At 75.2% G+C, this 21,856-nt stretch carries 20 protein-coding genes, 1 pseudogene and 1 riboswitch; of the genes and pseudogenes, 6 read left to right on the forward strand and 15 right to left on the reverse strand.

The genetic code is table 11. The annotated features are described in order from the left end of the window. Positions 1-16 precede the first annotated feature (16 nt). Both AB0I41_RS12060 and AB0I41_RS12065 read left to right on the forward strand, forming a co-directional pair. A complete protein-coding gene (locus tag AB0I41_RS12060; protein WP_357105358.1) occupies positions 17-1,129 on the forward strand; it encodes a sensor histidine kinase in 1,113 nt (370 codons plus the stop codon). Continuing rightward, positions 1,126-1,749, forward strand: coding sequence for a response regulator transcription factor (locus AB0I41_RS12065; RefSeq protein ID WP_357105361.1), 624 nt, complete (start codon positions 1,126-1,128; stop codon positions 1,747-1,749). The genes AB0I41_RS12060 and AB0I41_RS12065 overlap by 4 nt, the downstream gene beginning before the upstream one ends. A gap of 11 nt (positions 1,750-1,760) precedes the next feature. Here the strand turns inward: AB0I41_RS12065 and AB0I41_RS12070 are convergent, their stop codons facing one another. Continuing rightward, positions 1,761-2,672, reverse strand: a complete 912-nt coding sequence (locus AB0I41_RS12070; RefSeq protein WP_357105364.1) for a L,D-transpeptidase — start codon at positions 2,670-2,672, stop codon at positions 1,761-1,763. 84 nt (positions 2,673-2,756) lie between these two features. Continuing rightward, on the reverse strand, positions 2,757-4,202 hold the full coding sequence (locus AB0I41_RS12075) for an alpha-amylase family glycosyl hydrolase (RefSeq protein ID WP_357105367.1): 1,446 nt from the start codon (positions 4,200-4,202) through the stop codon (positions 2,757-2,759). Positions 4,203-4,349: 147 nt separating this feature from the next. On the opposite strand from AB0I41_RS12075, the pseudogene AB0I41_RS12080 reads away from it, so the two are divergent. Continuing rightward, positions 4,350-4,500 (forward strand): annotated as a pseudogene (locus AB0I41_RS12080) (NADH-quinone oxidoreductase subunit I); the annotation flags it as partial. Between the two features lie 132 nt (positions 4,501-4,632). Here AB0I41_RS12080 and serS read toward each other — a convergent pair. The 5 genes from serS to AB0I41_RS12105 form a co-directional block, all read right to left on the reverse strand. Continuing rightward, entirely contained in the window at positions 4,633-5,919 is a 1,287-nt protein-coding gene (gene serS, locus AB0I41_RS12085; RefSeq protein ID WP_357105369.1) for a serine--tRNA ligase, read from the reverse strand. A gap of 197 nt (positions 5,920-6,116) precedes the next feature. Beyond that, on the reverse strand, positions 6,117-7,199 hold the full coding sequence (locus tag AB0I41_RS12090; RefSeq protein ID WP_357105663.1) for a MerR family transcriptional regulator: 1,083 nt from the start codon (positions 7,197-7,199) through the stop codon (positions 6,117-6,119). A gap of 75 nt (positions 7,200-7,274) precedes the next feature. Beyond that, positions 7,275-8,456 carry a saccharopine dehydrogenase NADP-binding domain-containing protein gene (locus AB0I41_RS12095; RefSeq protein ID WP_357105372.1) on the reverse strand — a complete coding sequence of 394 codons (1,182 nt, stop codon included), beginning with the start codon at positions 8,454-8,456 and terminating at the stop codon, positions 7,275-7,277. 29 nt (positions 8,457-8,485) lie between these two features. Next, positions 8,486-9,655: a zinc-dependent alcohol dehydrogenase gene (locus tag AB0I41_RS12100; protein WP_357105375.1), complete on the reverse strand. Its 1,170-nt coding sequence runs from the start codon at positions 9,653-9,655 to the stop codon at positions 8,486-8,488. Beyond that, on the reverse strand, positions 9,652-10,098 hold the full coding sequence (locus tag AB0I41_RS12105; RefSeq protein ID WP_357105378.1) for a hypothetical protein: 447 nt from the start codon (positions 10,096-10,098) through the stop codon (positions 9,652-9,654). Before AB0I41_RS12105 ends, AB0I41_RS12100 begins: the two co-directional genes overlap by 4 nt. Before the next feature lie 191 nt (positions 10,099-10,289). On the opposite strand from AB0I41_RS12105, the gene AB0I41_RS12110 reads away from it, so the two are divergent. Then, positions 10,290-12,992 carry a LuxR C-terminal-related transcriptional regulator gene (locus tag AB0I41_RS12110; RefSeq protein ID WP_357105381.1) on the forward strand — a complete coding sequence of 901 codons (2,703 nt, stop codon included), beginning with the start codon at positions 10,290-10,292 and terminating at the stop codon, positions 12,990-12,992. A gap of 61 nt (positions 12,993-13,053) precedes the next feature. Here AB0I41_RS12110 and AB0I41_RS12115 read toward each other — a convergent pair whose 3' ends face one another. The 4 genes from AB0I41_RS12115 to AB0I41_RS12130 form a co-directional block, all read right to left on the reverse strand. Further along, entirely contained in the window at positions 13,054-13,602 is a 549-nt protein-coding gene (locus AB0I41_RS12115) for a DsbA family protein (protein ID WP_357105385.1), read from the reverse strand. A 92-nt stretch (positions 13,603-13,694) separates the two neighbouring features. Further along, the gene (locus tag AB0I41_RS12120; RefSeq protein ID WP_357105388.1) at positions 13,695-14,375 is read right to left on the reverse strand and encodes a BON domain-containing protein; all 681 of its coding nucleotides are present in this window, start codon (positions 14,373-14,375) and stop codon (positions 13,695-13,697) included. Between the two features lie 177 nt (positions 14,376-14,552). Continuing rightward, positions 14,553-14,954 (reverse strand): hypothetical protein, encoded by a 402-nt coding sequence (locus AB0I41_RS12125; protein WP_357105391.1) that lies wholly within the window; start codon positions 14,952-14,954, stop codon positions 14,553-14,555. A gap of 120 nt (positions 14,955-15,074) precedes the next feature. Then, complete coding sequence (locus tag AB0I41_RS12130; protein ID WP_357105394.1) at positions 15,075-15,218, reverse strand: hypothetical protein; 144 nt, start codon at positions 15,216-15,218, stop codon at positions 15,075-15,077. A gap of 340 nt (positions 15,219-15,558) precedes the next feature. Between AB0I41_RS12130 and AB0I41_RS12135 the strand changes: the two genes are divergently transcribed. Both AB0I41_RS12135 and AB0I41_RS12140 read left to right on the forward strand, forming a co-directional pair. Beyond that, positions 15,559-15,921: an STAS domain-containing protein gene (locus AB0I41_RS12135; RefSeq protein WP_357105397.1), complete on the forward strand. Its 363-nt coding sequence runs from the start codon at positions 15,559-15,561 to the stop codon at positions 15,919-15,921. Positions 15,922-16,145: 224 nt separating this feature from the next. Then, entirely contained in the window at positions 16,146-16,613 is a 468-nt protein-coding gene (locus AB0I41_RS12140) for an SRPBCC family protein (RefSeq protein ID WP_357105401.1), read from the forward strand. Between the two features lie 15 nt (positions 16,614-16,628). Here the strand turns inward: AB0I41_RS12140 and AB0I41_RS12145 are convergent, their stop codons facing one another. The 4 genes from AB0I41_RS12145 to AB0I41_RS12160 form a co-directional block, all read right to left on the reverse strand. After that, positions 16,629-17,138 (reverse strand): hypothetical protein, encoded by a 510-nt coding sequence (locus AB0I41_RS12145; RefSeq protein WP_357105403.1) that lies wholly within the window; start codon positions 17,136-17,138, stop codon positions 16,629-16,631. 118 nt (positions 17,139-17,256) lie between these two features. Beyond that, on the reverse strand, positions 17,257-18,315 hold the full coding sequence (locus tag AB0I41_RS12150; protein ID WP_357105406.1) for a hypothetical protein: 1,059 nt from the start codon (positions 18,313-18,315) through the stop codon (positions 17,257-17,259). 4 nt (positions 18,316-18,319) lie between these two features. Continuing rightward, positions 18,320-18,451: riboswitch (cyclic di-AMP (ydaO/yuaA leader) on the reverse strand. A gap of 141 nt (positions 18,452-18,592) precedes the next feature. After that, positions 18,593-19,507 carry a cation diffusion facilitator family transporter gene (locus AB0I41_RS12155; protein ID WP_357105409.1) on the reverse strand — a complete coding sequence of 305 codons (915 nt, stop codon included), beginning with the start codon at positions 19,505-19,507 and terminating at the stop codon, positions 18,593-18,595. 205 nt (positions 19,508-19,712) lie between these two features. After that, positions 19,713-21,830, reverse strand: coding sequence for an AAA family ATPase (locus AB0I41_RS12160; protein ID WP_357105412.1), 2,118 nt, complete (start codon positions 21,828-21,830; stop codon positions 19,713-19,715). Positions 21,831-21,856: the final 26 nt, after the last annotated feature.

Consider the following 21,856-nt stretch of genomic DNA (forward strand, 5'->3'; position numbering starts at 1 on the left):
CGTTAGCGTGTATCCGATGGACCTTCCCCTGGGCCGCCCCCGGTCGAACCGCCACTGGCGGGTCACCGGCTGGCTGCTCGCCGCGGTCTGGCTCTTCTTCCTCAACATCCCGCTGGCCACCGCCCTGCACCAAGCGCAGCCGTGGCGGCGGGCGGTGGGCGTGACCACGCTGGTCGCCTTCGGCGTGCTCTACGTCGTGGTCTTCCAGTGGGCGCGGGCCCGCCGGGAGGCGCACCGGCCGGTGCCGGTCGGCCGGGCACGCGCCCTCGTCGCGCTGCTGCTCGGGCTCGGGCTGGCCGGCATCCCCGGCACCGCCGGGGACTGGCTGGCCACCCTGGTCTTCGTCGCCGCGGCGGGGGTGTTCCTGCTGCCCGGCGTGGAGGCGCTGGTAGTGGTGACGCTCGCGGCGCTCACGCCGCCGGTCGCCGCCCGGCTGGTGCCGGGCTGGGAGGCGGAGAGCACGGTGGCCTTCGCGGTGCTGCTCGCCTCCTTCGCCATGTTCGGCGTGAGCCGGCTGGCCCAGCGCAACGCCGAACTCCAGGCGGCCCAGGCCGAGATCCGCCGGCTCGCGGTCGCCGAGGAGCGCGTCCGCACCGCCCGGGACCTGCACGACATCCTCGGCCACTCGCTGACCGTGGTGGCGGTCAAGGCGGAACTGGCCGGCCGGCTGCTGGAGCTCGATCCGGCCCGGGCGGCCACCGAGATCGCCGACGTCGAGCGGCTGGCCCGGCAGGCGCTCGCCGACGTGCGGCGCACCGTCGGGGCGTACCGGGAGATCAGCCTGGCCGGCGAACTGGCCGGCGCCCGGTCGGCGCTGGCGGCGGCGGGCATCGCGGCGGAACTGCCGGACGAGGTGCCGGAGCTGCCGGCGGAGCGGGACGAGCTGTTCGGCTGGGCGGTGCGGGAGGGAGTGACCAACGTGGTGCGGCACAGCGGGGCGCGGCGGTGCGTCATCCGGGTCCACCCGGACCGGGCGGAGATCACCGACGACGGGCGCGGGCCGTCCGATCCGGACGGCGCCGGGCACGGCCTGACCGGCCTGCGGGAGCGGGCGCGCCGGCTGGACGCCACGGTCACCGTCGGCAGCCGCGCCGACGGCTCCGGCTTCCTGTTGCGGGTGAACCAGTGAGCGGGCCGATCCGGCTGCTGCTCGCCGACGACCAGGCGCTGGTCCGGGGCGCGCTGGCCGCGCTGCTCTCGTTGGAGCCGGACCTGACCGTGGTCGCGGAGGTGGGCCGGGGTGACGAGGTGGTCGACGCGGCCCGCCGCGCCGGCGCGGACGTGGCGCTGCTGGACGTGGAGATGCCCGGGCTGGACGGCATCTCCGCCACCGCCGCGCTGCGGGCGGCGGTGCCCGGTTGTCGGGTGCTGGTGGTGACCACCTTCGGCCGCCCCGGCTACCTGCGTCGGGCGATGGAGGCCGGGGCGAACGGCTTCGTGGTCAAGGACACCCCGGCCCGGCAGCTCGCCGACGCCGTTCGGCGGGTGCACGCCGGTCTGCGGGTGGTCGACCCCACCCTGGCGGCGGAGACCCTGGCCACCGGGGCGAGCCCGCTGACCGGACGGGAGACCCAGGTGCTGCGCGCGGCCCGGGACGGCGGCACGGTCGCCGACCTGGCGGCGGCGCTGCACCTGTCCGAGGGGACCGTCCGCAACCACCTTTCCGCAGCGATCGGCAAGACCGGCGCCCGCAACCGCGCCGACGCGGTACGCGTCGCCGAGCGGAACGGCTGGCTGCTCGGCGGGTGAGCCGCGGCGGGTCAGGCGGTGGGCGGCGGGGTGGGCAGTTGGTCGACCACCACCAGCGGCGTCCCGGGGGGCACCTCGGCGAGCAGTTGCCGCTGGGCGCTGCGGGTCAGCCGGATGCAGCCGTTGGTGACGTCCTGGCCGAGTGTGTCGTCGTCGTGCCAGCTGTGCAGGCCGATGTGCGCGCCCCGCAGGCCGGCCGGCACCGCCTCCGGATCGTCGGGCACCGCGCCGAGGGCGAAGATGTCGACGCCGCCGTACACCTCCTCCGGGGGCGGGGTGCGGCCGAGCACGAAGGTCCGGCCGAGCGGGGTGGACTGGCCCGGCAGGCCGAGGCTGACCGGCCAGGAGTGGGCGGCCCGGCCGTGCCGGTACCAGGTCAGCCGGTGCGGCCGGCGCTCCACCACGATCTGGTCGCGCAGCGCGACGGTGCTCCAGCCGCCCTCCGGCAGCCAGGCGATCCGGCGGTTCGCCGAGGGCAGCAGCACGGCCGTCCAGCCCGTCCGGCGCTCCACCACCGGTACGGTCAGTTCCACCCCGCTGATGGTCGGGGCGAGCAGGGCCAGCGGGCGTCCGCCCGGGGCGTCGTACGCGGCGATCCGCCGGGTCGGCGTCAGCCCCTCGGCCAGCGGCGTGGTGTCGTGCGGGCGCGGGTCGGCGGGGAAGCCGGCGGGCGCCGGGTCGTAGTCGACCACCGGCAGGCCGTCCGGGGCGGGCGCCGCAGCCGGCACCGGCTTCTCGGGCGTCGGCGATGCCGTCGGCTCGGCGGCCGGGGCGGCCGGTGGGACCCGGCTCGGCGGCGGGGCCGCCTGGTCGTGCTGCAGCGCCGAGTTGACCAGCAGCGCGAGCGCGAGCAGCGCCGGTACGCCGAGCGCGGCGGCCAGCCACCCGACGCTGAAGCGGGACGTCAATCGGTCAAAGGACACCAAATCACTCTAAAGGACAGAAAAGGCGAAGGGCTCCCGCCCGGCGGAATGCGCCGGACGGGAGCCCTCCCGGAAGTGGTGTGGTCAGGACAGCTTGGCGCCGACGTGGACGGCGACCGCGTCGTGGGCCGGGATGTTGGCCGCGAACCAGCCGCTGGAGTCCACCGTGATCACCGGCCCGGTGCACGAGCCGTTGGCGAAGTCGCCGTGGATCACGTCGCAGTACCGGCCGGCGGGCAGCCCCGCGTAGTACGACCGGCCGTTGACGGCGAAGTCCTCGTCGTTGATGGTCAGGTAGCCCTTGCCGGCGCGGCTGAAGGCGATGTGCTGGTAGCCGTTGTCGTACCAGTTGGCGACCGCGGCGCCCTGGGTGGCGTTGTGGAAGCCGACCATGTTGACGACGACCCGCCAGCGGTGCTCGCACTCCCAGCCCGAGTAGCAGGTGGTGTTCAAGGTCTTGTTGTTGGCGTCCGAGGGCGGGCCCTGGTCGCGGGAGCTGAAGGTGTAGCTGGACATCACCGTCGGGGCGCCGTACGGCCAGGCCAGCATGAACGCGTTGGCCAGCGCGTAGACGGCCCCGTTGCGGTAGGTCAGCACGTTGCCGTCGCGCTGGGTGTCGTGGTTGTCGACGAACACCTCCGCCGAGCCGCTGGGCAGGTAGCCCCACGCCTCGCCGAAGTTGCGCAGGTACGCCAGCCGCTCGTTGTTGAACATCCGGGCCAGGTCCTTGCCGTAGCGGAACTCGTGCACGTCGCCGTTGCCGGTGTACTCGCCCGGGCCGATCGGCTCACCAGCGCCGTAGATGACCTCCTGCACGAGGTACGCCGAGCGGGAGAGCTTGCCCTTGATGGCGGCGATGTCGGCGGCCGGCATGTGCTTGCTGGCGTCCAGCCGGAAGCCGTCCACGCCGAGGGAGAGCAGGTCGTTGAGGTACGCCGCGATCTTCGACCGCACGTAGTCGGACTCGGTCTTCAGGTCGGCGAGGTTGACCAGCTCGCAGTTCTGCACCTCGTACCGGTCGTTGTAGTTGGCGATGTCGTCGCCGCCGTTGCGGCCGCAGTGGTGGAAGTCCTGCGTCTGGTAGATGCCCGGGTAGTCGTAGTGGCCGTACGACGAGCCGGCCCAGCCGGTGCCGCCGTTGTCCTGGCCGGACATGTGGTTGATCACCGCGTCGACGATGACCTTCACGCCGGCGGCGTGACAGGTGTTCACCATGGACTGGAACTGCGCCCGGGTGCCCTTGCGCGACTCGACCCGGTAGCTGACCGGCTGGTAGGCCAGCCACCACTGGTTGCCCCGCACGTGTTCCTGGGGCGGGGAGACCTGGACGTAGCCGTAGCCCTTGGGGCCCAGCACGTTCGTGCACTCGCTGGCCACCGACGGCCAGTTCCACTCGAAGAGCTGGACGATGACGTTCCTGGCGCCGGACGGCGCTGCGGCGGCCGGGGGCGCCGCCACGGTGGTGGGTACGAGCAGGCTGGCGATCACGCCGAGGGCGAGGACCGCCGAGCGGCATCGAGACCGATGCATCGGTACTCCTGGGGGTCGGGGGACGTTGCGGCGCGGGGGAGGGGTTCAGCTGACGGCTTCTTGCAATCAGGCTGAAAATTTTCGGCAAGGTTACAAGCGTGTTGCAGCGACTGTCAACGGATGGACATACGTCGTTGCGCTGGGTGCAAGCTCCTGCTCACCCGGGCGCCGCACCTGATCCTCGACGGCGCCGCGCTGGCCGCGTACGCGCTGGCCGCCGGTGCCCACCAGCATCGTCACCGTGCCGCACCGGTTCATCTCCGGCGAGGGCGGCGCGCTGGCCAACGGGATCAACGGGTGTCTGGTAAGGGGCTTATTGAGGTCGGCGACTCCCGCGGGCCGGCGGCGACTCCCGCGGGGCCGGCGGGTCCGATGCCGGAAGACGGACGGCGGGGACCGGGAGACCCGATCCCCGCCGACGTCGAGGCGGTCAGCGGACCGGCGTGAGCCGGTCGGTGCCGAGCCGGTCGCGGAGCACCTCCGGCACCAGCACCGAGCCGTCGGGCTGCTGGAACTGCTCCAGGATGGCCGGGAAGAGCCGGCTGGTGGCCAGCGCCGACCCGTTGAGGGTGTGCACGAACCGGGTCTGCTTGCCACCCGGCTCCCGGTAGCGGATGGCCGCCCGGCGGGCCTGGTAGTCGCCGGCCCAGGAGACCGACGACACCTCCTTGTACTTGCCGGTGCTCGGCATCCAGACCTCGATGTCGAGGGTCCTCTTCATCGAGGCGCTGGCGTCGCCGGCGGAGAGGAGGCTGCGCTGGTAGTGCAGGCCCAGCCGCTCGACCAGGCTCTCGGCGTGGGCGAGCATCTCCTCCAGCGCCGTGTCGGCCTGCTCCGGCAGGGTGAACTGGAAGATCTCCACCTTGTTGAACTGGTGGCCCCGGACGGTGCCGCGCTCGTCCGAGTGCGAGCCGGCCGCCTCCCGGCGGTAGCACGGGGTGTAGGCGAACGCCTTGAGCGGCAGCTTCGCCGTCTCCAGGATCTCGTCCTGGTACGCCCCGAGGATCGCCGTCTCCGAGGTGGGCAGCAGGAACTGCCCGCGCGGGGCCGACTCGCGGTCCAGGTGGTAGACGTCGTCGTAGAACTTGGGGAACTGGCCGGCGGCGAAGCCGGCGGTGTCCAGCAGCAGGTGCGGCGGGAGCAGGAACTCGTAGCCGGACTTGACGTGCTCGTCGATGAACCAGTTGAGCAGCGCCCACTCCAGCCGGGCGCCCAGGCCGGTGTACATCCAGAAGCCGGAACCGCCGAGCTTGACCCCGCGCTCGTGGTCGACCAGGCCCAGCATCCGGCTCAGCTCGACGTGGTCGCGGACCTTCTCGAGCACCGGCGGCTCGCCGAAGGTCTTCACCACCCGGTTGGCTTCCTTGCCGCCGGGCACGACGTCGTCGGCGGGCAGGTTGGGCAGCTCGCTCATCGTGCCGCGCAGCCGGGCCTGCACCTCGTCCAGCTGGGACTCCAGGTCGGCGAGCTGCTTGCGCTCGGCCTCCGGCGCGGCGGGTTCCGGCTCATTGCCGGCCCGCTTCGCCTGCGCGTACGCCCGCGCCTCGGCCTTGCGGCGCTGCCGCTCGGCGTCGATCTCGCTGATCAGCGCGCGACGTTCCTGGTCGAGCCGCTGGATCTCGTCCAGCGCCCGGTTGACCTCGGCGGGATCCAGTCGCTTCGCCAGCGCGGTCGCCACCGCCTCGCGATTCTTCCGGATCAACTCCATGTCGAGCATGCTGCTCCGTACGCCTCCGTCCGGGATGTCAGGTGAGACCCACAGATGCTACCGTCGCGCCTCCCCGCCACCGGTACGGCCCGGACGAGCGGCTCCTCCGCGCCAACGGTGTCTCCCCACCGGCGAGGGCCGGACGGAGATCGGCAGCACCGCGAACGGAAATCGGCAGGACGGCGGGCGGGGCGATCCCGGCGGGGTCAGAGCCGGATCGGCATCAGGATCGAGAAGGCGTCCTCGTCGTCGGGACGGCGGATCGCCAGCGGGGCGATCGGGCCGTCCAGCTCCAGCACCAGCTGCGGGCCGCCCGCGGCGTCCAGGGCGTCGAGCAGGTAGTCGCCGTTCACGCCGACCCGCAGCTCGCCGGGGCCCGCCACCAGGTCGTCCGGGCCGAGCAGGCGTAGCCCGTCCCGCTCGTCGAGGCCGAGCACGGTCACCGCCAGCGGCACGCCGTGGTAATCGCGGGTGACGGTGGGCGCGCCGCCGTCGCGCAGCGCCGCGCGCAGGGCGGGCGCGTCCACCGGGATCCGCCGGACGGGGGCGTCGCCGGCCGCCCGGCGCAGCAGCCGGCGGTAGTCGGGGAAGTCGTACGGCAGGGCGGTCGCGGTGACCTCGCGGCCCGCCACGGAGACCGTCACGTCGGGGCCGGCCAGGGTCAGGTGGGCCTCGCGGGTCACCCCGGCGCCGGTGTCCAGCAGGGCGCGGACCTCGTCCACCGCGTCGACCGGGAGCAGCGCCCGCCCCGGTGGGCCGTCCACCCGCCCCGGGGTACGCGCCAACGCCAGGCGGTGCCGGTCGGTGGCGACCAGCCGTACGCCGTCGGGCTCCACGTCGAGCAGCACGCCGGACAGCACCGGCAGCTCCGGGTCGGCGCCGACGGCGAAACGGACGGCGTCGACGGCGGCGGCCAGGTCGGCGCGGGACAGCACGATTCGGGTGGTCATCGGGGTCTCCTCGGGATCGAGCAGGGCGCGGATCCGGGAGAGCTCGCGGCGGGCGTCGGCGAGGCCGTCCTCCAGCCGGCGCAGGTGCGCGTCGAGCAGCCGCCCCACCACCGCCGGCTCGGCCCGGTGGCGCAGCGCCTCGGCGATCCCCGCCAGCGGCATGCCGACCCGGCGCAGCCCGGCGACCAGCCGGGCCGGCGCCACCTGCTCGTCGGTGTACCACCGGTACCCGGTCACCGGGTCCACCAGCGCCGGGGCCAGCACCCCGCAGCGGTCGTAGAACCGCAGGGCGCTGACCGTCAGGCCGCTGGCCCGGGCCAGCTCGCCGATGCTGCGCAGCTCGCTCTCCACGACGGTGATCCTGTCGCCTCAACCAGGTCGAGGGTCAAGCGGCGGGGCGTCGCCCCGCCGCGCTCAGTGCGGCGCGTCCAGCACCCGGAACGTCATGCCCGCCCTCACCAGCCGGTTTAGCAGCGCGTCGCCCATCGCGGTCACCGGGGTGACCTGCCCCGCGGTGGCCGGCAGGTCGTCGCAGGCCAGGCAGAGCGCGGACTCGGCGAGCATCTTCGCCGTCTCGTCGTACCCGGGGTCGCCGCCGGAGACCTCGGTCAGCACCCGCCGGCCCCCACCCGAGCCGACGAAGCGCACCCGGAACCAGGACCTCGCCCGCTGTTCGGCGCTGGGCCCCTGACCGGAGGCGAGCCGGCCGAGCAGCCAACGCCGGGCCGGGGGCAGCTTCACCAGGCCGAGCAGGCCGGCCAACCCGACCCCGCTGACCAGCACCGTGGGCAGCCGCTTCACCGCGGCGAAGTGCCGGTAGCGGAAGTCCGGGCCGTACTCCGGGCAGGCCGCCGCGGACCGGCGGACGACCTGCGGGTCGATGGTGGGCAGCGGCACCGCCCACATGCCGATCTCCTTCGACCGGCCCACCTTTCCCGGCACCGCCCGGACCCGGCGCCCCTCGGGCCGGGGCTCGACCGCCTTGCGCTCCTTGGCAGCCCGGTTCGTCTCGCCGGTCCGCGAGAACGCGGTCAGCGCCGAGTGGTACGTCCCGGCGGAAATTTTTCCGCCCGCCCGGACGAAGCCGTCCACGGTGATCGGCCCGTCCGACGGGAGTTGCTTGACCGTGTACCAGGTGCCCAGGTCGTGCGGGATCGAGTCGAAGCCGCAGGCGTGGACCAGCCGCGCCCCGGTACGCACCGCCTCGGCGTGGTGCCGCACGTACATCAGGTCGACGAACTCCGGCTCGCCGGTGATGTCCAGATAGTCGGTGCCGGCGGCGGCGCAGGCCGTCACCAGCGGCTCGCCGTGGTGGATGTAGGGGCCGACGGTGGTGGCCACCACCCGGGCGCTCTCCGCGACCGCCCGCAGCGAGGCGGCGTCGGTGACGTCGGCGGTGAGCAGCGGCAGCTCGGCCAGCGCCGGGACGATGTCGGCCAACCGGTCGCGGACCGCCGCCAACTTGGCCGGGTTGCGGCCGGCGATGGCCCAGCGCAGCTCGGCGGGCGCGTGCCGGGCCAGGTACTCGGCGGTCAGGCCACCGGTGAAGCCGGTCGCGCCGAACAGAACGAGGTCGTACGGGCGGTGGTCGCGCATCCGCCGAGTCTGCCACCCGGGAGGACGTCTCACCCCTCCGGCGTGAAGACCGCCCGGACGCAGCCGTCGACCCGGTCCCGGAACAGCGCGTACCCGGCCGGGCCCTGCTCCAGCGGGAGCCGGTGGGTGGCCAGGTGCTCCGTGCGCAGCTCGTCGCGGGCCATCCGGTCCAGCAGCATCGGGATCCACCGCTGCCCGTGCTGGCGGGCGCTGCGCAGGGTGAGCCCCTTGTTCATCACCGCGCCGAGCGGGAAGGTGTCGACGAAGCCGGTGAAGGTGCCGGAGACGAAGACCGTGCCGCCCTTGCGGCAGGCGTGCACCGCCTCCCGTACCGCGAGCGGGTCCTCGCCGCTCCGCCGGCCGGTGAACCGCTCGGCCAGCGACGGGGGCGTCGCGCCGCCGTCGGCCGCGCCGACCGCCTCCACGCAGACGTCCGGTCCGCGCCCGCCGCTGCGTTCGCGCAGCTCCGCGGGGACGTCGGTCAGCTCGTAGTTGAGTGTCTCCGCGCCGGTGTGCCGCTCCGCCATCCGCAGCCGCTCCGGATGCCGATCGATCACGATCACCCGGTCCGCGCCGAGCAGCGTCGCCGCCTGCGCGGTCAACTGGCCCACCGCGCCCGCGCCCCAGACCGCGACGACGTCGCCTGGGCCCACCTCGCCCAGCTCGGCGCCCATCCAGCCGGTCGGGGCGGCGTCCGAGGCGAAGACCGCCCGGTCGTCGCTGACCGGCTCGGGCACGGTGAACGCGCCGACGTCGGCGTACGGCACCCGGACGTACTCGGCGTGGCTGCCGGCGAAGCCGCCGACGGCCCGGGGATGGCCGAAGCAGCCGGCGGTGGGCTGCCCCCACGCCGACTCGGTGACGGCGGGGGCGGTGCCCCCGTTGTCGCAGCAGGAGTGCAGCCCCTGCCGGCAGTACCAGCAGCTGCCGCAGGCGACTGCCGCGCTGACCACCACCCGGTCGCCGACCCGGTGCCGGCGCACGTCCGGGCCGACCTCGGCCACCTCGCCGACGAACTCGTGCCCCAGCACGTCCCCGGCGGCCAGGAAGGGCAGCCGGCCGCCGAGCAGCGGCAGGTCCGCCCCGCAGGTGGCGCTGCGCCGCACCCGGACGATCATGTCGTGCGCGTTGCGCAGCTCCGGGTCGGGCACCTGGCGTACCGCCAGTGCGTCGACGCCCTCCCAGCAGAGCGCCCTCACCCCGGCACCGCGGGGCGGTCCACCGGCGAGCGGTCGGCGCGCAGCACCTCGCCGGTCTCGGTGAGCTGCTTGACGCGGCGCAGCACGTCCCGCAGGAACAGGCCCGGGTCGTCGCCGACCAGGTGCGCCGCCATCCCGGGCAGGGTCGCCACCCCGCCGAGCGGCCGGGCGGCCAGCTCGCTGCCGCGCCCGCCGGGCGCCGGGCGCAGGTGCAGCTCCACCGCGCCGTCCAGCGGGCGCAGCGGATCCGGCCACCGTCCGCCGGGCAGCACCTCCCCGGGTGGCCGGTCCACGGTCACCACCTGCCAGCGGCCGGGTCGCCGGTCAGTGCCCGCCACGCGCGGCCAGCTCCGCCGTCGCGGTACGACCAGCGCGCGCCGCGCCGCCGCGCCGGCGGTGGCCGCCGCGAGGGCGAGCCCGCCGAGGAGTACCCGCCGTCCCATCCGTACCACCTGCCCCTCCGCCGTCCCGGGCCGGCTGCGGTGCGGACGACCGGTCACGCGCGGCCGATCGCCCGCGTACGGCCATGGTGGGCGGGGCCCGGGTGAGGTGGGGTCCCCCCGAAGGGGTGAACCGGTCCCGGCCGGGTAAGCGCCGCCGACCGGGGGAGGAACGCGTCGACGGGGGTGGGTGCATGCCGCAGCGGCAGGTGACCAGCAACGGGATCGCCGAGGCGTCCGCCGGTCCGCCGCTGCTCGCCTCCCGGCTGGCCCCGCCCGCGCTGCCCGAGCCGGTGCTGCTCCGGCCGCGGCTGACCGGCCGGCTGGACGCCGGCACCGTCGGGCCGGTCACCCTGGTCCGCGCCCCGGCCGGCTGGGGCAAGACCACCCTGCTGGCCGCGTGGGCGCGCGCCGCACCCGGACCCGGGCCGGCGTGGGTCCAGGTGGAGGAGGGCGACACCGGGGAACGGCTCTGGGCGTACCTGGCGGCGGCGCTGCGCGGGGTGACCGAGCCGGAGCCGGAGACGCCCGTACCGGCCGTCCCGCCCCGCCCCGACCAGCTGGAGCTGATCGCCGCCGGGCTGGCCGCCCGGGAGCGGTCGGTGCTGCTGGTCCTGGACGACCTGCACCGGGTCACCGACCCGGCCGCGCTGACCGGGCTGGAGTTCCTGCTGCGGCACACCGACGGGCGGCTGCGCCTGGTCGCCGGGGCCCGCACCGAGCTGCCGCTGGCCCTGCACCGGCTGCGGCTGGCCGGCGAGCTGACCGAGATCGGCCCCGACGAGCTCGCCTTCACCGCCGACGAGGTCGCCGACCTGCTGGTCGCGCACGGCGCGCCGTTGCCCGCCACGGCGGTCGCCCGGCTCCGGGAGCGGACGGGCGGCTGGCCGGCCGGGCTGCGGTTCGCCGCGCTCGCGGCCCGGGACCGCCCCGACCCGGAACGCTGGGCCGAGCGCTTCGGCGGGGACCAGCCGGACGTCGCCGCGTACCTGCGGGCGGAGGTGCTGACCGGGCTGACGCCGGTGGCGCGGGACCTGCTGCTGCGGGCGGCGGTCGCGCCGGCGGTCCGCGCGGACCTGGCCGACGCGCTGACCGGCCGCGGCGACGGCGAGCAGGTGCTCGCCGGGCTGGCCCGGGACAGCGGCTTCCTGCACCGCGACGACAGTGACCCGCCCTGGTACCGGGCCCATCCGCTGCTGGCCGACCTGCTCCGCGAGGAGCTCGACGGGCTGGACGACGACGAGCGGCGCGACCTGCACCTGCGCGCCGCGGGCTGGTACGCCGGCCACGAGCGGCCTGCCGAGGCGCTGCGGCACGCGCTGGCCGCGGGCGAGTGGGAGCGAGCCACCGAGCTGCTGCTCACCGGCTGGCCGGAGCTGGTCCCGTACGACCGGGAGGCCGCGGCCGGCCCGCCGCCCCCGGCGCCGCCACCGGAGGCGGTTGGCCGGGACCCGGAACTGGCGCTGGCCGGCGCGGCCGAACGGGCGTACGCCGGGGACACCGCGGCCGCCGCCGCCCGGCTGCGCGACGCCGTGGCGGCGGCCCGGTCGCTGGCCGCGCCGCGCCGGGACCGGTTCCGCCGGCTGACCGCCGCCCTGGAACTCACCCTGGCCCGGCTCGCCGGCGACCACCGGGAGGTACGCGCCGCCGCCGCCCGGCTGCTGTCGACCCGGGACCCGGCTCAGGTGGGCAGCCCGGACACCGACGATCCGCGGACCGGCGAGGACGCCGACGTGCGGGCGGTGGCCGGCACCGCGCTCGGCCTGGTCGACCTCGCCGAGGGCGACGTGCGGGCAGCCTCGGCCGGCTTCGGCGCGGCACTCGACGCCGCCCGGCGGGCCGGCCGGCCGCGCACCGAGCTGGTCTGCGCGGCGCGGTGTGCGGTGCTGCACGCGCTCGCCGGGGAGTTGCGCGCGGCGGAGCGGACCGCCCGGGCGGTGCTGGAGATGCCGTCCTGCCAGGGGTGGTCGAGCCGGTCCGAGTGCGCCCACGCCCACCTGGCCCTCGCCCTGGTGGCCCTGCACCGCGACCAGCCCGAGGAGGCCACCGCCCACCTGGCGCTCACCGGCCCGGCCGGCGGGGACGCGGCGGTCGCCGCCGCGGCGGCGCTCTGCCGGGGCGGGCTGCTCCGCGACGCCGGCGAGCCGGCGGCGGCGACCCAGCTGGTGGCCCGGGCCCGCGCGGAGCTGGCGTCCCGGCCCGCCGCCGGTGACCTCGCCGACCGGCTGCTCGCCCTGGAGGCGGACCTGCGGAGCGAGCAGGGCGACGTGGACACGGCCCGCGGGCTGCTCGCCGACCGGGCGCGGGCGCCCGAGCCGGCGCCGGTGCTGGCGCTGGCCCTGGCCCGGGTCGAGTTGCGGGCCGGGGACGTGCGGGCGGCCGGCTACGCGTTGCCGGACTGGGACGCCCCGACCGCCGAGGACTGGCCGCTGCCGGTACGCCTCGGCGCCGGCGTGCTGGAGGCGGTGCTGGCCCGCCGGGGCGGCGACGACCGGCGCGCCGGGCGGCTGCTGGAACGGGTGCTCGACCTGGCCGGCCCGGAGGGGTACCGGCGGGTGTTCACCCGTGCGGAGCCGGCGGTCCGCGACCTGCTCGCCGCCCATCTGGACTCCGGCACGGCGCACTGGCCGGCGGTGAGCGACCTGGTCCGGGGCGCCGACGAGCCCGCCGAACGGGGGCCGGCCGGGCCGGAGCGGGCACTGGACGAACCGCTGACCGAGCGGGAGCTGACCATCCTGCGCTACCTGCAGAGCATCCTGTCCAACGTGGAGATCGCCAGCGAGCTGTCGCTGTCGGTCAACACCGTAAAGACGCACGTGCGCAACATCTACCGCAAGCTCGACGCGACCCGGCGGCGGGAGGCCGTCCGGCGGGCCCGCGAGCTGCGACTGATCTAACCCCGCTGCGCCGGCCGCCGCCGGGCGGTGCGATCCCGGCGGCGGTCGGCGGTACGGCCGGTCAGGCGCCGGCCGCCGCGTCCACCGCGGCGAGCAGCTCCGGCAGGTCGTACCCGCCCTCGTGGCGGACGTCGTTGACGAAGAGGGTGGGCGTGCCGTCGACCCCGCTGCGGATCCCGCCGACGAAGTCCCGCCGTACCCGGTCGGCGTACTCCTGCCGGTCGACCTCCGCGCGGACCTCGTCGGGCGGCAGGCCGAGTTGTTCGATGCCGAGCGACAGGTGCACCGGGTCCAACTGGTCCTGGTGCTCGTAGAGCCAGTCGTGCATCTCCCAGAACCGGCCCCGCCGGCCGGCCGCCTCGGCGACCTCGGCCGCACTCTCGGCGTACGGGTGGACGTTGGCGATCGGGAAGTGCCGGTAGACGAGCCGGACGGTGGCGCTGCGCTGGCGCAGCACCTCGGCCAGGTTCCGGTACGCCGCTCCGCAGAAGCGGCACTGGAAGTCGGCGTACTGGACGAGTGTGACCGGTGCGTCCGCCGGCCCCCGGACGTGGTCGCTCCCGTGCACCGGCGTCCTCAGCCGGGCGGTGACCTGCAGCGGCGTGGTCATCGCGTCACCACCCGCCGTTCGGAGACGAGTTGTTCATGACCCCCACCCTGCCCGCCGGCCGGGTGAGGGCGGATCACCCGGCCGGGGTGGTCTCAGCGGGCCACCGTGACGTGGTTGTGCACCTCGCGGATGCCGGGGGCGGACCAGACGACCCGCTCCACCTCGTCGCGCTCGGGCACGGAGTGCGCCAGCCCGTCGACGACCGCGGTGTCGCCGTACACCCGGACGCTGATCCGCTCCGGCTCGGTGGCCGCGTTGCGGGTGAGCGCGTCGACGATCCGGTCGGGGAGGTCCTCGCCGGTCGGCGGGGTGGGCGGCCGTACGGTGATGCCGTTGCTCACCCCGCGGACGCCGGTCAGCCGGCCGACCACGCGCTCGGCGGCCCGGCGCTGGTACTCCCACTCCACGCCGCCGCGCAGCGTGACCCAACCGTCGGCGACGGTCACCTCCAGGTCCTCCACCGGCACGAAGGCGTCCCACTCCAGGGCCCGCTCGGCCGCCTCGGCGATCTCCGGGTCGGTGTGCTCGGCCGACGGGGCGATCCGCACGGCCAGGTCGTTGGCGACGGCCCGGACCCGGGCCACCCGGTGCGCGGCCCGTTCGGCCGCCCATTTCGCGGCGTAGCTGTCCACCCGGCCGGTCAGGGTCACCACCCCCTCGGCGACGGTGACCCCCACCTCGGCGGGGCTCACCCGGGGTTCCCAGGTCAGCTCGTCGAGCACGTCGGTCTGGATGTCCTGGTCGGTACGCGTGACGGTGGTCGCGCTGGCCATGCGCTCACTCCTCCCGGGCTAGGGACACGGGGCGGGTCACTGCCCGCCGACCGCGATCCTGCCGCCGTGCCGGGTGAGTCACCCTCGCCCGCACCGGGTGACCGGGTCGGCGACGGGGCGGTGTGGTCAGCATGGCCACCGGCCCGGTGCAGACCAACCGGGTGTACGCGCCGCCGGTCAGTCGTCGAGGCCGACCGGGGAGTTCGGCCGGTCCACATCGACGAACTCGATGTCGTCGACTACTCCACCGTCCCGGCTGCCGGCGGCCCGCGCGGCGGTGCCGACGGCCCAGCCGATCGCGGCCCCGACCAGCGCCGCGCTGATCAGCAGGGTCCACGGCAGGGCCGGCCGGCGCCCGGCGAGCGCGTCGACGGCGAGGGTGGCCCGACGACGGGCCTGGTCCGCCGCCGAGCCCACCAGGTCACCGGCGCCGGAGAGATTAGTGCCGCCGCGGACCGACCGGGCGGTGTCGCGGACGCTGTCACCGGCGGAACTGACCGCCGTGACCAGCTGCTGCCAGGCCTGGTCGGCGATCCGCTCCGGCTTGCTGCGGCGCTCCAGCAGGTTGCTGCCGAACATGGGTACCTCCTCGGGGTGCCGAAGTCTGCGGCCACTTCGGACGTCGACGTCTGCGGCGCGTCACGGTCCGCCTGTTCCGTCAGTGCCCAGCGCGGACGCGCCGCAAACCCACGTCGGACCTCAGCCGACCGTGACCACCGCCACGCCGCGGGCGAAGTCGTCGTCGTCGTCATCGTCGTCGTCGTCCCCGCCGCCGAAGCCGCAGGCCAGTACGAGGGCGAGCAGCGCGCCGACACCGGCCAGGCCGAGCAGTCTCTTGAGCATCGATCGTTCCTTCCTTCGTGGTGGAACCCTCGCCCGCCGACCCTAGGCGGGCCGGGCAACACCGCCGGGTCGCCCGCCGGGCCGGTAGGCTCGCCCGGGCGGGCCGGATACGGGCCCGACTGGACCGGGGTGGCTACCCTGGGGCGGTTGGAGCGACCGGGACCGGTCGCTCGTCGGACAGAACGAGACCAGGAAGAACTCGGGGAAGGGCGGCCCGGTCGTCCGGATCCGCGAATTTGCTCATCCCGAGGGGTGGCGACCGAGGCCGTCGGAGGAATACGCTCGGTCGCGGCCCGCGTACTGATGAGGCGCCCGTGGACGGGCGAGTGGAGGTGCTCGCGTGAGCCTGTCGATCGTGAAATCGGTTCTGGCTGGTGGTGTCATCGAGATCGCTCCGCGGGGGGAGATCGACGTCGACACCGCGTACGAGGTGCGTGAGGCGATCGCCGAGGTGCTCGCGAAGGGCCGTCCGGCCCGGGTCGAGCTGAACATGCGACTCGTCACCTTCATCGACTCGGTCGGCATCAGCGCGATGGTCGCCGGGTTCCAGACGGCCGAGGTGAGCGGCGTCAAGCTGGTGGTCACCGAGCCCAGCCGGTTCGTCCACCGGCAGCTCTGGGTCACCGGCCTGCTCGGCCTCTTCGGCGCTCCGGAGCCCTACTTCGCCGGCGCCGCGGCCCCCGAGGTCCTTCCCGGCGCCTGACCGCACCCCGGTCCGCCTCGGCTGCCTGATCATCACCGCGCCGCCGCCGGGGCATCGGCGCGAAGACCATCACGTGCCCGCTCCTCCGTCGTACCCGTCCATGCCCCGCCTCCCGTGGCCGTCGCCGGCGGATTCCCCGCCCGGACACCGTCCTGCCGCCTGGCGTTGCCAGCCCGGCCCTGGTACGGGACGATCGGGCGACCGACGAGGCGTGGGAGGGTGGAGTGGTCCGGCGGGAGTCGTTCAGCTACACGGTGCAGGCGCGCTGCTCGCGGGCGGACGCGGTGGCGCTGCTGAGCGATCTGGCCCGCCAGGGGGAGCTGCATCCGCTGATCGTCCGGGTGCGCCGGCTGCCGACCCGTCCGGGCGCGCGGGCCAGCTACGCGATCACCGACCGGCTGGAGCTGGGGCCGCTGCACTTCCCGGTCACCTACCAGGCCGACGTCCTGGTGGTCTCCGACGACGAGATCGTCACGGTGGCCCGGCAGCAGCCCGGCACGACGGTGCGCAACCACACCCGGCTCCGGGAGGAGGGCGACGTGCTCCGGATCGACGTGGAGATCACCCTCTCCGCCCCGGCACCGTTGTTCGGGTACGCGTTCCGCCAGGCCCGCGCCGCGCACCTGGGCCTGGCCAGCCGGCTCGGCGCGGTGCTGGACCGGGAGGCCGAGGGCGGTCCGGTCCCGAACTGAGGCGCTGGCCCCCGCTCAGCGGCGACCGGCGGCCGTGGCCGCCGCCGGCCGGCGGCGCGACGGGACGGCCCGGCGGGTCCGGCCCCATGGCTTCCACGTCGAGATCACCGTCATGGTGACCAGCAGGCCGGTGGAGACCGCCGGGGCGACCACCACGTCGATCCGCTGGTGTGCGGTGGCGTCCGGTCCGGCGGCGGCGCGCAGGTTCGGCGTCAGCGCGAACAGCACCAGGCCCGTCATCACCGTGGTGAGCCCCAGCTTGACCACCACCCAGCGCCAGCGCAGCAGCCCCCACGGGGTCAGCAGCGCGCTGGTCACCCCGACCAGCCACACCAGCACGCTCAGCGGCGCGAAGAGCCAGGTGGCCACCAGTGCCGCCGCCGGGTAGACCACCCCCGGGTCGGCCCCGCGCAGCCCGGCGACGCCGAGGGTGAGCAGCACGAGGTCCGCGCCGAGCCAGCCCAGCGCGGTCACCAGGTGCAGGGTGAGCAGGCTCTTGCGGGCGTCGGGGGAGAGTCGGGTCATGCCTTGATGCTCGTCCGGGCGCCGCGGCCTGTCGTGGGCCGACCGGCGACATTCGGCGTACGTCGGGGCGCGTACGGCGCGGGGCCCGTCCGCGCCGGACGGGCCCCGTCGGGGTCGGTCAGTAGACCGACAGGTGCACGTGGTTGGTGTGGTCGCTGGACGGGTCTCCGCCCGCCCCGCTGTACGACTTCCACCCGCTGCTGGGCAGCCAGATCTGCCGGTACCAGATCACGTAGAGCACGCCGAGCCGGTCGGCGTTGCGGATGAAGTACGCGGCCAGGTTGTTGCCGTACGTCTTGTCGCCGCCGGTGGCGTCGCCGCCGAAGCCGTCCTTCTGGGCCGCGAAGTCGCAGGCCCGCCCCTTGGGATGCTCACCCGACCCGCTGGGCCGGTAGCAGGAGACGTACCGGGTGAAGCCGGCGGCCTTGGCCTGCTGGAGTGCGTTGAGCATGCGCGGGGTGATGCAGCCGTTGGCCGGGGTCGGGTCGTTGACGCTGCACGACTCCGGCGGCCAGGAACCGTCGGAGTTGCGCGGCGCCGGCCGGGCGGTGGCGGTGGAGGTGCCCCGGTTGGAGCCGGCGGTGGCGGTGGTGGCGGGCTTGTCGGCGGCGGCCACCGCGAGCGCCCGCTCGGCCTGCTGCTTGCGCTTGGCCATCACCGCGACCTGCTTGCGCTCCTCGACGATCTCCTTGTCGAGCGCGGCCCGGGTGCGGGTGGCCTCGTCGCGGGTCCGGATGAGGCCGCGCAGCTCCCGGTCCTCGTTGGCGGCGACGGTCTCCAGCGCCGCCGCCCGGTCCAGGAAGCCCTCCGGGCTGGAGCTGTTCAGCAGCGCCGACACCGGCCCCAGCCGGCCGGTCCGGTAGGCCACGCCGGCGATCTCGCCGACCTTGCCGTGCTGGACGGTCAGCTCCGACTCGATCGTCCTGAGCTGCTCGGTGAGCTCCCGCTGCCGTTTGGTGGAGCGTTCCAGCGCGGCCCTGGCGTCGATCCAGCCCTTGCTGGCCGCGTCGAGCTGGGCGCGCAGGGCGGGGCTGCCGCCCTCGTCGTCGCCGGGTGCGGCGGCGAGCCGGGTGGCGGGGGGAGCGGCGGCCACCGGGACCGGCGCGGACGACACGCCGAGGGCGAGCGTCGCGACGACCGTGGCCGCCAGCCGGGCGGTGGTACGTCGTACGTGCATGCACATGTCCTTCCGTCAGCCGCCGACCGGGTTAGCTGACGGGTTCGGGACGGAAGATCCCTACCGCTGACGCGGATGCACCCCACGAACATGGTTCCCCGGCTCGCCCGGGCGGGCGATTAGGCGGCGGTCACCGCCGGCACCGGTGGGTGCCGCCTGGCGGAGGCCGGGACCGAGCCTACCGGTACGGGTGTGACACCCGCCCGTTTCGTGACTGAGGGTACTGGAGGTAATCGTGGTGTAGGTGACATAACGGGATAACAGGTGCCCGATTTTGTCACCACTCCACCTGGCCGCACGCGCCGGGGGCGGCGCCCGGCTCGATCTGGAGGGTGGCGTGCTCGATGTGGAAGTCCTCGTGCAGGGCGCTCCGGGCCGCGGCGAGCACCGTGCCGACCTCGGCGCCCGGGGCCATGGTGAGGTGGGCGGAGGCGACCTCCATGCCGGAGGTGAGCGTCCAGACGTGCAGGTCGTGGACCTCGGCGACGCCGGGGACGGCGGTCAGCCGGTCGTGCACGGCGGTCACCTGGAGGTGCTCCGGGGCGGCCTGGACCAGGATGCGGACCGCCGCCCGGCCGAGCCGCCAGGTGCGGGGGAGGATGAACAGGCCGATCGCCACCGCCACCGCCGGGTCGGCCCACCACCAGCCGGTGCCGGCGATGAGCAGCGCGGCGCCGATCACGCCGAGCGAGCCGAGCAGGTCGCCGAGCACCTCCAGGTACGCCCCGCGCAGGTTGATGCTCTCCTGCGCGCCCTCGCGGAGCAGGGCGAACGCGACGAGGTTGGCCAGCAGGCCGAGCACCGCCACCGCCAGCATCGGGCCGGTACGCACCTCCGGCGGGTTGCCGAACCGGCGTACCGCCTCGATCAGCACGTAGATCGCCACCCCGCTGAGCAGGACGGCGTTGGCGAGCGCGGCCAGCACCTCCAGCCGGTAGAGCCCGAAGGTGCGCTGGGGGTCCCCGTCGCGGCGGGTGGTGGCGGTGATGGCGGCCAGGGCCATGCCGATGCCGAGCACGTCGGTGAACATGTGCCCGGCGTCGGAGAGCAGGGCCAGTGAGCCGGTGCCGAACGCGGTGACCGCCTCGATCACCATCAGCGCGGCGAGCAGCGCGAAGGCCGCCCAGAGCCGCCCCCGGTGGCGGTGCGCCGCGTTCGCGACCGACCCGTGGTGCTCATGCCCTGCGCCCACGCCCACACCTTCCGTCGCCACCGCCGACCAGACCTAACCTATGCTCACATCGCTATGTATGCAACTAACCCGGCAATCGGCCCCCGATGCGCCGCACTTTCAGAGAAAGAGTGGTCTCCGCGGGCGGAATGGCCACTCTTTCTCGGAAAGTGCGCGGATTCCGGGCGGGGTGGGAGGGCGGGGTGGGAGGGCGGGGCGGGGGCGGTCAGGGGGTTGGGTCGATGGTGGTGAGGCGCTGGGTGGCCCGGGAGAGGGCGACGTAGAGGGTGCGTACCCCCGAGCCGGGGTCGGCCCGGATCTCGGCCGGGCAGACCAGCACGACGCCGTCGTACTCCATGCCCTTGGCCTGGAGGCTGGTCACCACCTGGAGCCGGGAACCGCCCCGCCCGCCCAGCCAGCCGGCCACCTCGTCGCGGCGCGGCACCGGCGTGATCACGCCGACCGTGCCCTCCACCTCGCCGAGCAGCGCGTCGACGGCCTCGACGGTCGCCGACGCCAGCCGGTCCGCGCCGACGGTCAGCGCGACCGGCTCCACGCCGGTGGAGCGGACCGCCGTCGGCAGCTCCAGGTCGGGGTAGAGCCGGCGGATCTCCGCCGCCGCCACCGCGAAGATCTCCGCCGAGTTGCGGTAGTTCGTGGTGAGCGCGAACCGGTGCCGCCGGCGCCGGCCCAGCGCCTGGTCCCGAGCCCGGTCCAGCTCCTGCGGGTCGCCGGTCCAGGCGGTCTGCGCCGGGTCGCCCACCACCGTCCAGGAGGCGAGCCGGCCGCGCCGGCCGATCATCCGCCACTGCATCGGCGACACGTCCTGCGCCTCGTCCACCACCACGTGCGCGTAGTCGCGGTAGTCCTCCGGGCGTTCCCGGGCCGCCGCCCGGGACGCGCGCTGCCGGTCGGCGAACGTGCTCAGCTCGCGTACGCCGCCGGCCAGCTGGAACGGGTCGCGCTTCGCCCGGGCCGGCCGCACCGGCTTGCCCAGCAGCGCGTCCAGCTCGTCGAGCAGGGCGATGTCGGCCACCGTCAGCCCCTGCGCGTCCAGCGTCCGGTACGCCTCGGACAGCAGCGCGGTCTCCGCCCGGGACAGGATTCCGCCGGCGTACCGGCGCAGCCGCTCCGGCCGGGCCAGCCAGCCCAGCACGTGCCGCGGGTGCAGCCGGGGCCACCACGCCTTGAGGAACTCGCGGAACTCCGGCCGGTCGATGATCTCGTCCTCGACGGCGCGCTGCTCCGGCAGGCGGGGGATCGCCAGCCGGCGGGCCTGCCCGAACAGCGCCGCGAGGACCGCGTCGAAGGCGACCCGCCGCACCTCGTTGCGGCGGCCGCCCCGGGACAGCGCCCGGTCCCGGATGCCGTCCAGCTCGCGGCGCTCCAGCCGGAGCAGCTCGCCACGGTAGAGCAGGCGCAGCTCGTCCGGGCCGCCCGGCACCGCGTCGCGTACCGCGCGCTCCAGCAGCCGCCGCATCCGCAGCGAGCCCTTCACCGCCGCCACCTCCGGCGGGTCGGTCCGGGTCGCCGACATGCCCGGGAAGAGCGAGCCCAGCGAGTGCAGGGTGGCGGTCTCCTCGCCGAGCGAGGGCAGCACCGAGGCGATGTACTCCACGAAGACCGAGGACGGGCCGACCACCAGGATGCCGCCGCCGGCGTACCGGCTGCGGTCGGAATAGAGCAGGTACGCCGCCCGGTGCAGGGCGACGGCCGTCTTGCCGGTGCCCGGGCCGCCCGAGACGATGGTGACCCCGGAGCCGGGGGAGCGGATCGCCTCGTCCTGCTCCCGCTGGATGGTGGCCACGATGTCGCGCATCCCCCGACCGGTCGCCCTGGACAGGGTCGCCAGCAGGGCACCGTCACCGACCACCGCCAGGTCGGCCGGCGCCGACTCCGGATCGAGCAGGTCGTCCTCGATCCGGGTGACCTTCTCGGCCGAGGACTGGATGGTGCGCCGCCGCACCACGCCCAGCGGCTCGGCCGGGGTCGCCTGGTAGAACGCGGCGGCGGCCGGGGCCCGCCAGTCCACCACCAGCGTCTCGGCGTTCTCGCCGCGCACGCCGAGCCGGCCCACGTGCAGCACCTGGCCGGTACGCAGGTCGAGTCGGCCGAAGACCAGCCCCTCGTGCTCGGCGTCCAGCACGTGCCGCCGCTGCGCGGCGTGGAAGACCATCGCGTCCCGCTCGACCAGCGCGCCGAAGTTGCCCACCCGGGCCAGCCGGTAGCCCTCCTTCTCGGCCTGCGCGGCCGAGCGGCGCAGTTCGGCCAGGCGGGCGTACACCCGGTCGAGATGCCGCTGCTCGGCGGCGATCTCCTGCTCCAGGGTGGTCTGGTCGGTCAACGTGAGGGCTCCTGTGCGACGGCGGC

Source organism: Micromonospora sp. NPDC050200 (genome assembly GCF_040656135.1).
Classification (GTDB): Bacteria; Actinomycetota; Actinomycetes; order Mycobacteriales; family Micromonosporaceae; genus Micromonospora.

Excerpts from the sequence above, each read along its gene's own strand:
- AB0I41_RS12060 (WP_357105358.1), top strand. The coding sequence starts at position 17 with ATGGACCTTCCCCTGGGCCGCCCCCGGTCGAACCGCCACTGGCGGGTC.
- AB0I41_RS12075 (WP_357105367.1), bottom strand. The coding sequence starts at position 4,202 with ATGCATCGGTCTCGATGCCGCTCGGCGGTCCTCGCCCTCGGCGTGATC.
- serS (WP_357105369.1), bottom strand. The coding sequence starts at position 5,919 with ATGCTCGACATGGAGTTGATCCGGAAGAATCGCGAGGCGGTGGCGACC.
- AB0I41_RS12095 (WP_357105372.1), bottom strand. The coding sequence starts at position 8,456 with ATGCGCGACCACCGCCCGTACGACCTCGTTCTGTTCGGCGCGACCGGC.
- AB0I41_RS12105 (WP_357105378.1), bottom strand. The coding sequence starts at position 10,098 with ATGGGACGGCGGGTACTCCTCGGCGGGCTCGCCCTCGCGGCGGCCACC.
- AB0I41_RS12110 (WP_357105381.1), top strand. The coding sequence starts at position 10,290 with ATGCCGCAGCGGCAGGTGACCAGCAACGGGATCGCCGAGGCGTCCGCC.
- AB0I41_RS12115 (WP_357105385.1), bottom strand. The coding sequence starts at position 13,602 with ATGACCACGCCGCTGCAGGTCACCGCCCGGCTGAGGACGCCGGTGCAC.
- AB0I41_RS12120 (WP_357105388.1), bottom strand. The coding sequence starts at position 14,375 with ATGGCCAGCGCGACCACCGTCACGCGTACCGACCAGGACATCCAGACC.
- AB0I41_RS12125 (WP_357105391.1), bottom strand. The coding sequence starts at position 14,954 with ATGTTCGGCAGCAACCTGCTGGAGCGCCGCAGCAAGCCGGAGCGGATC.
- AB0I41_RS12130 (WP_357105394.1), bottom strand. The coding sequence starts at position 15,218 with ATGCTCAAGAGACTGCTCGGCCTGGCCGGTGTCGGCGCGCTGCTCGCC.
- AB0I41_RS12145 (WP_357105403.1), bottom strand. The coding sequence starts at position 17,138 with ATGACCCGACTCTCCCCCGACGCCCGCAAGAGCCTGCTCACCCTGCAC.
- AB0I41_RS12150 (WP_357105406.1), bottom strand. The coding sequence starts at position 18,315 with ATGCACGTACGACGTACCACCGCCCGGCTGGCGGCCACGGTCGTCGCG.